Here is a 12,480-nt window from a genome sequence, read left to right as displayed (position 1 = left end):
TCGCATGAAGCTTATCATCCCAGCATTAAAACGTTCTGTACTCGAGACCGTATTGAATAATATTGACACCAGTTACCCTACGGCAGTATTGAGCTTCATCATCGACAAAAAAGCAAAAACCGCAACGATTATCAGCGGTCTTGCGCCTCAATTTGCACAGTGCGTCATCTCTATTGATCCTGAATCATCGGAACTTAAAGATACTCAATTTGCAATCGACGGCTGCTTTGGTAAACAACTCCTACAGTACGACTCAAGACCAGATAAGAATGTTTTGCTGGATATTGAAATGGTCACTGCCACAGAAGCCAAATGCATCGAACTCGTCGGCAGTAAGAGTGACAAGGAAATTACGGGAACAGTGGCATTGTATCGTTGCCAGTGCCAGAAAATCGAAACACAGCACCTTAAATATGTAAAGGACTGCCTAACACGTTCAATGACAACCGTCTCTACCATGTCGCTTGGCCTCGCAATTAATGAAGCGTGCAATAACATGCCATTCGCTTACATTGAACTTAATAAAGACACTAAAACCATCAAGCTTCAACGCAATGATGAAATTGAAGAAAAAGCATTTCCTGCACACTTAAAACTCGCAGTAAACCTAGTGTTAACTGAAGCTGCAACGACAAAGTTGAAAAGTCTGTGTAATGACCCATCAGTAACCAGCATTGATATTGCCCAACAAGGTGAAGAACTTACATTTAGTACCGGTGAACAGACTATCACAACCACAATTAGCGGTATCGACGCATTTTTCAAACAAAAATCGCCGCCTAATCAAGTTATCAGATATCTCATCGTTGATATTTACACAATAAAAAATGAAGTCCAGCAATGGGTAAAGCACCACAACAATATCAAAAAGGCCGACGAAGCGATCCTCTATATCGACAATACGAGCATTGCAATTTTCGCACTCAATGCCCCCTATGAATTTGTTCGTCGTTTGAAAGTGCATGAGATAAGCCCTCTCCCACAAGGTTTTGACCATCAAGCATTTCGTTTCCGACCAAAGGAACTTCTAGAAATGAAGATAAAAGATTTAACTCGAGCCCAACAGACCAAGCTTGAAATATTACAGGGCAGTAAGGGCGAATTAAAACTTGGGCTCTATTCAACACTTGAGAACAAACTCCCAACGTATTCTATTGCAATTGAAAATAGCGATTATCAGCTACCCAAGATACTGAAATTAATAGAAAAAATGAAAACCACTGAAATGACAACGCCTAAAGAAGAGCAAGTGGATTTGTTTGGATTCAGGCTGGATTAATTAAGAGTCCAAGTAAACAACAATAATACTGGACAAATGTACAGTATAGATTCATATTGTAAGGTGAGATTTTCACCAATAGTTTGGCTATTGGAAATCAGAAAAGCAGTTGGGGCAGAGTGGCGGCAACCACCCTACCCCGTATCGGCTGCAACGACTATTAACCGAACCCAGCCGATGGCGCGATCTTAGCGAATTCCATCGGATAGGGACAGATCTATTTAATGGAGGCCATAATGGCTCAGATTCGCGTGCGCCCAAATGGACGTATTCAGTTCGACCTTTCTCTCTATGGTCGCCGTTTTCGTGAAGGCACGAAAATGCTGGCAACCCCCAAAAACCTCAATCAAGCCAAAGCCACGCTTAAGCAGATGAATGCCGAAATTGATCTCGGCACCTTTCAATATCGCGACTACTTCCCTGGAAGCAAGAAGATTGCGTTATTTGAATCATTGCAGCGCGAACGTCATCCAGATCGCCAATATCCGTTTTTCGACGTTTACGCCCAGGAATGGTTCGACAGACAAAAAGCCAAATGGAAATCAAGCTATCAAAGCACAGTAAGAAATACCCTAGACCGATATCTCATCCCGCAATTTGGTAACTGTTTGATATCAGAAATTAGCCTCTCACAGGTGGAGTTTTATCGAGAAACCTTAATGCAAGAGGTTGATCCCAAGGGTGAGAAAAAGCTCTCTAGTCGACGTATTAATGGGATCTTGTGGCCTTTAGTCGCCATACTAAGCCTTGCTGCTGACGAATTAGAGTTTAGATATCCATTGAGACGCTATAAAGCACTTAGGGAGGAACGTGCTGATAGCCACCCAATGACCTTACTTGAGGTAAATCAATTTTTAGCAGCCGTAACTCCCGAATGGCGGGATTACTTTGTAGTGCGGTTTTGGACAGGAATGCGTAGCTGTGAGGTACATGGGCTCGTGTGGGATAACATCGACTTTAACCATCGCTTGATCCGTATCCGGCAAAACTGGGTAAACGGCGAAGCCTGTGCCGTAAAAACGCCAAAATCGCGCCGAGAATTAAGAATGTGCGATACCTTGTTTGACGTTTTCAGCCGCTTAAAAAACAGAGCAGATAAACATGCTGAGTATGTGTTTACTCACCAAGGGATACCTTTAGATACGCATTTTGTGAGCAAAAAACTGTGGTTCCCTACACTACTTAAAGCTGGATTACGGAAAAGACGTCCCTATGAAACTCGTCATACTGCTGCTGTTTTACACATAGCAGCTCATGAAAACCCACTCTATATTTCACAAATGCTCGGACACAGTGACACAAAGCTGTTATTTAACGTCTATGCACCGTACGTCGCCAATGCATCGAGGCTAGATGGGTTAGCATTCAGTCAGATGATGAATGAAGGGCCTATAGAAAATCGAGTATAAAGCAAAAAGCGCAGCCATTTTGGCTGCGCTTTTTCATGATCCGATCATCCAGCGCACCTAGAATAATCAACACCGACGAACAAATGATGTACAAAAGAGTGCCTTGAGTCATCTCAAAAGTTAAACAAGAAATAAGGATGACTGAAACAAAGATCGATATGCCACCAATCAAAGGGATCTGGCCTATATGGAGCTTTCGCTCATTAGGCTTATCAACTAGGCCGACTATTTTCGCTAATTTTTGAAATACAAACAGACAGATAAACGAACTCAGAAAGATACTGACTACGATAAGCTGGTCGACATACAAGACTCTATGATTTACAGATATAAAAAGGGAATAAAGTGGAACACAAAGCGAACGTCCTAGTGACAGGATCAGCGTCCGAACAGATGAATATAAAATAAAACGTCCTTGTACTAAATTCAGTCAGTTAAACGATCCTGAGACAGAATTTCTACTGTTCTAACAAAAGTTAAGACCTAAAGAAAGCAATAGGTCTAAGACCGACAACGACCAAAAAACAAGCTTGTTAATCAAAGATTAAGATAAAACTAAAAAAACCAAAATGAGACAGTTTCAAGATCATGTCTCAAAACCGTCTCATCCATTTGGATATCACATTGATTTATTGAGTTAAAAAGTCACACAAGCCAATAGGCTTGACATCAAACATGTTATTAGTCTGAACCAAACAGATCTCGGGTATACACTTTATCAGCCACGTCACTAAGTTCTTCCACCATGCGATTAGACACTATCACATCACCGCTAGACTTAAACTCGGATAAATCCTTTATCACTGCTGAATGGAAAAACTCAGATTCATCAAGTACGGGTTCATATCCGACTGCTTCAACACCTTTAGCCTTAATCCGTTTCATGATCCCCTGGATACTTGATGCTCGGAAGTTGTCTGAACCAGCCTTCATAATCAATCGATAAATACCCACGACTTTAGGCTGACACTTTAAAATTGAATCGGCAATAAAATCTTTACGGGTACGGTTAGCATCTACAATCGCCCCAATGATGTTATTGGGCACATCCTGGTAATTAGCTAACAGCTGCTTGGTATCTTTAGGTAAACAATAACCACCATAACCAAATGAAGGGTTGTTATAGTGATTGCCAATATGAGGATCTAATCCCACACCTTCGATGATTTGCCGTGCATCTAACCCATGAGTTTAAGCATAAGAATCCAACTCATTAAAGTAAGCCACGCGCATAGCAAGGTAAGTATTCGAAAACAGCTTAACGGCTTCAGCTTCTGTAGACTCGGTAAATAATACCTTTACGTCATCTTTTTGTGCGCCTTCAACAAGTAACTGCGCGAATACCTTCGCACGTTCAGATCTTTCACCTACAATGATCCGAGAGGGGTATAAATTATCGTAAAGGGCTTTACCTTCACGTAAAAACTCAGGTGAAAAAATGATATTTTCACATCCAAATTCATGCTTGATACGCTCAGTATAACCTACAGGTACAGTAGATTTTATCACCATAACGGCTTTTGGATTGATGGCCATGACATCTTTAATAACGGCTTCAAGAGACGAAGTATTAAAGCAGTTAGTACTAACGTCATAGTCTGTGGGTGTTGCTATGATGTCATAATCGGCATTTTGATAAGCAGCTTGCTTATCAAGCGTAGCAGTAAAATTTAGCAATTTGTTTGCTAAAAAATATTCTATTTCACTATCAACAATCGGGGATTGATTGTTATTTAGCATTTCTACTTTTTCGGGAATAATATCAACGGCTATTACTTCATGATTCTGAGCAAGAAGCATTGCGTTTGAAAGCCCCACGTAACCAGTACTAGCAATGGCAACTTTCATCTATTTATACCTGCATGTTTTCAATATTATTTATGATGAGTCTAACTAACTCTTGAGCACGGTTTTGAGAATCTGCCTCGACATAACAGCGAAGTTCAGGGGCATTACCAGAAGGACGTAAGTGAACGACTTCACCATTATTCAACGTCATACGCAAACCATCTGTAACATCATTTTTTACAACATTGACATCACCTAAGCCTAATTGTGACAACAGCAGCAACGGTTCCGATAATCCTTGTTCAATAAGTAACAGACTTTTCTCACGAGAAAAGTTCTGAATACGATCACTGGCAGTGAAGATAGTCGGCAGTTGTTTCAGTAAACTAGAGATAGGTTCTTTGTCCGCCATTGCAAGGACAGCCAAAGCAGGCAATATTGCATCTCGTGTTGGAAGCGCGGCAAGCTTTGCACCATTAACATTAACATCAATATCTGAACCTAAGAGAAAACCGCCGTTTGCTTCAAAACCAGCAACCCTGCCACTAGACTTCATCAGATGTTCAAACTCGGCAATCACATAGGGCGAACCGATCTTTGTACGTTTTATGTGATTAAAAACACCTGAGAGTTCAATTGATGAGTTACAACTCACAGGAACTGCCAAAGCCTCAATATTTAAATATTTTGCAGCGAGCAAACATAAAATATCACCACGTAAATAGTTGCCGCTTTCGTCTGATAGTAAAGGTCTATCCCCATCACCATCAGTGGAAAAGATCGCATCCAGTTGATATTCACGCTGCCAATTTTGTGCCATTTCAATATCAGTTAAACTCACAGCTTCAGTGTCGATAGGCACAAAGCTATCACTTCGACCCAATGTAACAACCGCTGCACCAAGTTTCTCAAATAGCTTTGCGTATAAATCGCGCCCAGCACTAGAGTGCTCATAAATACCGATGCGTTTACCTTTGAGTAAATCAGTTTTAAAGATATTAAGATAACGCGCTAGGTAGCTATCTACAGCTTTAGTTTGAACACTAGGTAGAGGTGATAACTCAACACTTGGCAACTCGACACAGGCTGCTAAGATAGCTAACTCGTCTTCTTTACTGATTTCTCCGTCAGGGCGGTAGAATTTTAGACCATTTCTATCAAACGGGATATGGCTGCCAGTGACCATGATGGCGGGAATGTTATCGGCCATCGAAGTGACGGCTAATGCTGGCGTTGGGATAACGCCATAGTAATCAACTCCTACGCCAACGGCGTTAGCTGCAGCAATACAAGCTGCAGCCAAGTCTAGGCTGCTTGGGCGGTTGTCAATCGCAATTGCTAACCGCTCAAAAGCAAAGCTTTGCTTCATGACTTCAATAAACGCAACAGCAAAAGCAGCACACACCTCTGGTTTAAAGTCGGTAACCAAACCACGAGCACCACTGGTGCCAAAAGTCACACCGCTTTCATTAATGACTTGGGAAGCAGTTGGATTGCTCATTAATTTATCCTGCCATATCTGTCTTCAAAACGAACAATATCATCTTCACCTAGGTAGGAGCCTGATTGCACTTCGATTAATTCAAGTGGCACTTTGCCCGGATTTTCTAGTGCATGAATAACACCTACAGGAATGTAGGTAGATTGGTTTTCAGTTAGCAATAGCTCTTTGTCACCATTGGTGACCTTAGCAGTGCCTGTCACTATAATCCAATGCTCGGCGCGGTGGTGGTGCATCTGAATAGAAAGCTTCTCACCAGGCTTAACCGTAATGCGTTTCACCTGGAAGCGATCACCATTATCAATCGAATCGTATTTCCCCCAAGGACGATAAACTTCGCGGTGATGTTGCCACTCACGACGCTCTTCTATTTTTAGCTGATCCACAATCTTTTTTACTTGCTGTACTTCAGATTGTTTCGCCACCAAAATCGCATCTTTGGTTTCGACTATTACTAGGTCATCCAAACCAATTGTAGTAACGAGCTTTTCTGTCGCGTGAACATAAGTATTACGAGTATTGAGGTTAATAACATCACCTCGACAAGCATTACCATATTCGTCTTTATCTGATACTTCCCACAGTGCAGACCAACTCCCCACATCACTCCAACCGCAGTCCATTGCCACCACGACAGCCTGAGTAGTTTTTTCCATAACAGCGTAGTCAATAGAGTCATCTGGGCACGCTTCAAAGGCCGCTTTATCAACACGAATAAAGTCTAAATCGGCTTGTGTCTCTGCCATGGCTTGCTCACATGCACTAAACATATCAGGGCGATGTGCTTTTAGTTCGGCCAAGTAAGTGCTGGCTTTGAATAAGAACATACCGCTGTTCCAGTAATATTCACCCGAAGCGAGATAGTCTTGAGCAGTCGCTAGATTAGGCTTTTCAACAAACTGCGCGACTCTAAACCCCGCATTATCACCTTGAACTTCGCCGCGTTTAATATAGCCGTAACCCGTTTCAGGCGTAATGGGCACAATACCAAAAGTGACTAATTTATCTGCTTGTGCAAACGGCACAGCTTTTTCAATAGATTCACAAAATGCGGCTTCATCTTTTATTACGTGGTCAGCTGCTAACACCAATAACATTGGTTCTTCATTTTTGGGATTTGCTTCAAATTGCTTTAAGGCTTGTAGTGCCGCCAAAGCTATGGCTGGGGCAGTATTACGCCCTACAGGTTCTAAAATAATTCCTGAATGAGAGAAACCTCCCAGTCTCATTTGCTCTGCAGCAATAAAGCGATGCTCTTCATTACAAATTAATATAGGATCTTGATGCTCTAAGCCTTGCAAGCGAGTAACCGTTTGCTCCAGCATCGACTCGTCACCAGTTAGCTTTAAAAACTGCTTGGGGTATAGGTCTCGAGATAACGGCCATAAACGACTCCCTGTACCACCAGCCATAATAATTGGGACTAACACAAATTCATCCTCACTAATAATATTCTTTTGAACTTATAATGCACTGTATAATGCCAAAACTTCACATTAAGCACTTAGATTTTTAACACATAAAAATCTAAGTGCACTTTTTAAATGCCAATAAAAATGTTTAGTAAAAACCTTTCTATTATTATGTGCAGCATAATGAATAGCCTTAACATCAGGATAGTATTTAAGTCTAACTCCTTTTTTCATACTACGATAACAAATATCAACATCTTCACAATACATAAAGTATTTCTCATCAAAGCCTTTGATCATAGAGTAATGTTGAGATTGAAAACATAGAAATGAACCAGCAGCCCAATCAACTTCACATGAATGACAAATGCTACTCCTATCTATAACCGAGGAGTTTCCTAACCCTAATAGAGAAAATGTAAATTGCTTAAAAGTAGGGAACTTTCTGACAGAATTATCATAAATATTCATTTCACTATTTTTAAACAAATTAATACATGAAAAAACACATTCCTCACTTTTCATAGAATCTAACAGATCAAATATTTGTAGGTGAGAGATAGAGACATCTGGATTCAATACGATAAAGTAATCATCCCCTTTCATATCAAGCTCTTCCTTACAATATTTATATGCCAAATTATTATTTTCACCAAAACCTCTATAGAAGTCACTTCTAATCACATTAATATTAGAGATATTCTCTAGAAAGCTAAAATCCTCATCTGGCGTATTACTTTTTATTACAACATTAAAATGCTCCGCTAACAACTCAAGACAGCTTATTTCATTTATTATTTTTGAGTGATTGTGAGAAACAACAGAAATAAACACAGCCATTTATATAATATTACCTTGAAAGTGTTCTAGGCTCATCGCACATTTATCTTTCTCGGAAAGAATTGGATTTCTTGTTATTGGCCAATTAATTCCTATAAACTGATCATTCCAAATGATGGAATACTCGGCAGAAGGATTGTAATAATCAGTACACTTATAAACAAACTCTGCTTCATCACTAGTGACATAAAAACCGTGCGCAAACCCTTCCGGAACCCATAATTGGCGTTTATTTTCAGCAGAAAGGTATTCTCCCACCCACTGACCATAGGTTTTTGATTCTTTGCGAATATCTACGGCAACATCAAATACTTCTCCCGATACTACACGCACTAATTTGCCTTGTGTGTTTTCGGCTTGGTAATGCAATCCGCGTAGAATACCTTTTTTGGACTTTGAGTGGTTGTCTTGGACAAATTCTGTTGGTTTACCTGTCACCAGGTCTTCAAAACGCTTTTGATTCCATGTTTCCATAAAGAAACCACGCTCATCACCAAACACGGTTGGCTCAATAATTTTCACATCGGGAATTTTAGTATCAATAACTTTCATAATTTTAATTACTTATAAGCTTTAATATTGTTTAACGCTGTATTCCAATCACTTGGTTTAATACCAAATTGATTTTCTATTTTGCTGCAATCTAGACGAGAGTTCACAGGTCGTTTTGCTGGGGTTGGATAAGCAGATGTAGGAATTGCCGAAAGCTTAGGTTGCTTCGAGAGTACATCATGCAGCTCTGCCACTTTGAATATTGTACTGGCAAAATCAAACCAGCTGGCGTAAGGCATGCCAGAGAAGTGGTAAACGCCCCATTTTGCTTGATTACCTTGCTCAAGGTATTGCACCATAGTCACCAGCGCATCTGCAATATCACCCGCATAGGTTGGGCCACCGAATTGGTCACCAACAACGCTCAACTCATCACGTCTTTCTGCCAAGCGAAGCATGGTTTTTACAAAGTTATTGCCATGCTCACCAAATACCCAAGCAGTTCGTAAAATCAAATGCCGTGGGCAGTGTTCGGCAACGGCTTGCTCACCCGCCAGTTTGCTTAGTCCATATATACCTTGCGGTCCGCAGCTGTCGCTTTCTTGGTAAGGCCTATCGCCTGTACCATCGAACACATAATCGGTAGAAATATGCAGCATAACCGCACCACATTCTTTTGCCGCTTGCGCTAAATAACTTGGACCATCGCAGTTAATCGCATAAGAAAGTTCAACCTCTTGCTCTGCTCGGTCTACAGCTGTGTGTGCAGCGGCATTGATAATATAATCGGGTTGAAACTCTGTGACCGTACTGAAAACCGCACCACGGTTAGTAATGTCTAACCCTTCATAATCTAACGCTAATACTTCTACTTGGTGGTTTAAACGTTCGGTCAGACAATGACCCACTTGCCCGTTACATCCGGTAATCAACACTTTCATCACACACCTTCTTATTTAATTAACGACTGTAAATATTGACCATAAGCGTTTTTCAGCATCGGCTTGGCAATAGTGATTAACTCTTCATTACTTAACCAGCCATTGCGCCATGCAATCTCTTCCAAACACGCAACTTTAAGGCCTTGCACATTTTCAATGGTTTGTACAAACGAAGATGCCTCATGCAGGCTCTCATGAGTGCCCGTATCTAACCACGCAAAACCACGGCCAAGCAATTCCACATTTAATGAAGCATCGTTCAGATACATTTCATTCAAAGTAGTGATTTCTAATTCACCGCGAGCAGAAGGCTTAACCTGTTTTGCCATTGATACAACACGGTTATCGTAAAAATACAAACCGGTCACTGCGTAGTTTGATTTTGGTTGCGGTGGCTTTTCTTCAATTGAAACCGCTTTCATTTGTGAATCAAATTCCACCACACCGAAACGTTCTGGGTCTTTTACTTGGTAACCGAATACCGTCGAAATACCTTGGCTGCTTAATTCAGATGCGTGCTTTAATTGTTTGCCAAATGACTGCCCATAAAAAATATTGTCGCCCAACACTAAACATACGCTGTCGTCACCAATAAAATCTTCTCCAATCAAAAACGCCTGAGCCAAACCATCGGGACTTGGTTGAATCGCATATTGCAGGTTAATGCCAAAATCGCTGCCATCGCCTAACAGACGCTTGAAGCTACCATGATCTTCAGGAGTAGTAATAATAAGGATATCGCGAATACCCGCCAGCATCAGTGTTGAAAGCGGGTAATAGATCATCGGTTTGTCGTAAACCGGTAGTAACTGTTTAGAAACCCCACGCGTAATTGGATATAAGCGAGAACCAGAGCCTCCAGCTAAAATAATGCCTTTCATCGGTTATTCTCCTCGCCCCAAACGTTCCATGCAGTAAGAGCCGTTTAATACCCGGCTCCACCATGTGGTGTTGTTCAAGTACCACTCCACGGTTTTACGAATACCACTCTCAAACGTTTCTTGCGGTTTCCAACCAAGTTCACGTTCAATTTTCCGAGCATCAATCGCGTAACGCACGTCGTGCCCAGGGCGGTCTTTTACGTAAGTAATCAGGTCTTGGTATTGAGCAACGCCTTGTGGCTTATTCGGCACAAGGTCTTCAAGGAGTGAACAGATGGTTTTCACCACCTCAATGTTGGCTTTTTCATTATGGCCGCCTATATTATAGGTTTGGCCGACCGCACCTTTGGTCACTACTTTGTACAGAGCACGCGCATGGTCTTCTACAAACAGCCAATCCCGGATCTGCATACCATCACCATACACAGGCAGCGGCTTGCCATCTAATGCATTGAGAATCATCAATGGGATCAGTTTTTCAGGGAAATGGAACGGACCATAGTTGTTGGAGCAGTTGGTCACTATGGTCGGTAGACCATAGGTGCGTAACCAAGCTCGCACTAAATGATCACTGGACGCTTTTGAAGCCGAATAAGGTGACGATGGTTCGTAAGAGGTCTCTTCGGTAAACAGGTTGTTTGTGCCTTCTAAATCACCGTAAACTTCATCAGTAGAGATGTGGTGGAAGCGAAACGCTCCTTTACGTTCACCTTCTAAAGCATTCCAGTAGTGACGAGCTGCTTCTAGCAGTATGTAAGTGCCAAAAATGTTGGTTTCGATAAAGGCCGCAGGGTCATCAATAGAACGGTCAACGTGAGATTCCGCAGCTAAGTGCATCACTGCATCCGGCTGGTATTGCAAGAAAAGACGATCTAGTTCGGTGCGGTTACAGATATCGACTTGCTCAAATGTGTAACGAGCATCGTCATTAATAGACGCTAAAGATTCTAAGTTACCAGCATAAGTCAACTTATCAACGTTAATAACACTATCTTGAGTGTCGTTAATAATATGGCGAATTACTGCAGAACCGATGAAGCCCGCACCACCTGTTACTAATATTTTTTTCATAAAATGCCTATAAAGTTAAAGCTAGAACAGTTTTATTCAATGCTGTTCCGATAATACTTGTTGAAGAGGATTTATATTTTCCGTAGGCAGACCCGGATGATATGTCAATTATATATTCTGCTTGAGAAACGTATCCAATAAATTCTGGCTGAGCAATGAAATAATCAAAGAAAACAAAATTTTTCAGCAAGCCTAATTTACCAATCCTTTTCTTGAAGTGTGGGCCATCGATAGTTGTTGCATTTCCTAAGATATACACGACTACGTCAGGGTTAGAACCTATGTAATCCAAAAGCTTATCGTAATCCCTTCTATCATAATCAATGCCCCCTAAAACAACCGAGTAATTATCATTGATGCTAGGTAAAATAAACTCATTCTCATTCATTGCAGAAAGGTTCAAAAGTGATATATCGCAGCTATAACCGTTAGATATATTTGAAGTAACATAACTAAGAACGTCGGAAGTTAACACATAAACTTTGGCATTATTCAGTATTAACTTTCCAAAAAAAAACCTATACAATCTTTTTTTTAACTTGACAAAGTTACCGAAGTCATAAAAAGCATCAAAGTTATGGCAAGTACAACTAACTTTATAACCTAATATTAGGGAAAAAAGAAATAGGAAAGCACTTTTAGGTTTCTCAATAGTGTTAAAATAAATATGCTCCTGCCCTTTTATTCGCAGAAGTAACATTTTAATAAATAATTTAAAAAACGAAAACTGATTAACGAGCTCAACTTTAATATTTATAGGAGCATTAGAAAAAATGTAATTAGAAGTGTCCTTATCGTACAGGAAATGATAACCACACTCTAATATATCTCCATGATACTTATTTTCTTCTATGAACAGACCCATA

Annotated in this window: 10 protein-coding genes and 1 pseudogene; 2 read left to right on the top strand and 9 right to left on the bottom strand. The window is 40.7% G+C overall.

The genetic code is table 11. The annotated features are described in order from the left end of the window. Positions 1-4: 4 nt before the first annotated feature. Together K0H61_RS05855 and K0H61_RS05850 are read left to right on the top strand one after the other, a co-directional pair. Entirely contained in the window at positions 5-1,279 is a 1,275-nt protein-coding gene (locus K0H61_RS05855) for a hypothetical protein (protein ID WP_220051792.1), read from the top strand. A 236-nt stretch (positions 1,280-1,515) separates the two neighbouring features. After that, entirely contained in the window at positions 1,516-2,688 is a 1,173-nt protein-coding gene (locus K0H61_RS05850) for a tyrosine-type recombinase/integrase (RefSeq protein ID WP_220051791.1), read from the top strand. 681 nt (positions 2,689-3,369) lie between these two features. Here K0H61_RS05850 and K0H61_RS05845 read toward each other — a convergent pair. The 9 genes and pseudogenes from K0H61_RS05845 to K0H61_RS05805 form a co-directional block, all read right to left on the bottom strand. Beyond that, a pseudogene (locus K0H61_RS05845) lies at positions 3,370-4,536 on the bottom strand (nucleotide sugar dehydrogenase). Positions 4,537-4,540: 4 nt separating this feature from the next. Continuing rightward, the gene (locus tag K0H61_RS05840) at positions 4,541-5,977 is read right to left on the bottom strand and encodes a phosphomannomutase (protein ID WP_220051790.1); all 1,437 of its coding nucleotides are present in this window, start codon (positions 5,975-5,977) and stop codon (positions 4,541-4,543) included. After that, on the bottom strand, positions 5,977-7,407 hold the full coding sequence (locus K0H61_RS05835; RefSeq protein ID WP_286670287.1) for a mannose-1-phosphate guanylyltransferase/mannose-6-phosphate isomerase: 1,431 nt from the start codon (positions 7,405-7,407) through the stop codon (positions 5,977-5,979). The genes K0H61_RS05840 and K0H61_RS05835 overlap by 1 nt, the downstream gene beginning before the upstream one ends. A 66-nt stretch (positions 7,408-7,473) precedes the next feature. After that, entirely contained in the window at positions 7,474-8,229 is a 756-nt protein-coding gene (locus tag K0H61_RS05830; protein ID WP_220051789.1) for a glycosyltransferase family protein, read from the bottom strand. Then, positions 8,230-8,781, bottom strand: coding sequence for a dTDP-4-dehydrorhamnose 3,5-epimerase (rfbC, locus tag K0H61_RS05825; protein ID WP_220051788.1), 552 nt, complete (start codon positions 8,779-8,781; stop codon positions 8,230-8,232). Between the two features lie 8 nt (positions 8,782-8,789). Next, a complete protein-coding gene (gene rfbD / locus K0H61_RS05820; protein ID WP_220051787.1) occupies positions 8,790-9,662 on the bottom strand; it encodes a dTDP-4-dehydrorhamnose reductase in 873 nt (290 codons plus the stop codon). A gap of 11 nt (positions 9,663-9,673) precedes the next feature. After that, positions 9,674-10,543, bottom strand: a complete 870-nt coding sequence (gene rfbA, locus K0H61_RS05815) for a glucose-1-phosphate thymidylyltransferase RfbA (protein ID WP_220051786.1) — start codon at positions 10,541-10,543, stop codon at positions 9,674-9,676. A gap of 3 nt (positions 10,544-10,546) precedes the next feature. After that, positions 10,547-11,614: a dTDP-glucose 4,6-dehydratase gene (gene rfbB, locus K0H61_RS05810; RefSeq protein WP_220051785.1), complete on the bottom strand. Its 1,068-nt coding sequence runs from the start codon at positions 11,612-11,614 to the stop codon at positions 10,547-10,549. A 7-nt stretch (positions 11,615-11,621) separates the two neighbouring features. After that, positions 11,622-12,479 carry a glycosyltransferase family protein gene (locus K0H61_RS05805; RefSeq protein WP_220051784.1) on the bottom strand — a complete coding sequence of 286 codons (858 nt, stop codon included), beginning with the start codon at positions 12,477-12,479 and terminating at the stop codon, positions 11,622-11,624. Position 12,480: the final 1 nt, after the last annotated feature.

It is taken from the genome of Shewanella acanthi (assembly GCF_019457475.1).
GTDB lineage: Bacteria > Pseudomonadota > Gammaproteobacteria > Enterobacterales > Shewanellaceae > Shewanella > Shewanella acanthi.
This window is presented reverse-complemented; position numbering and strand designations above follow the sequence as displayed.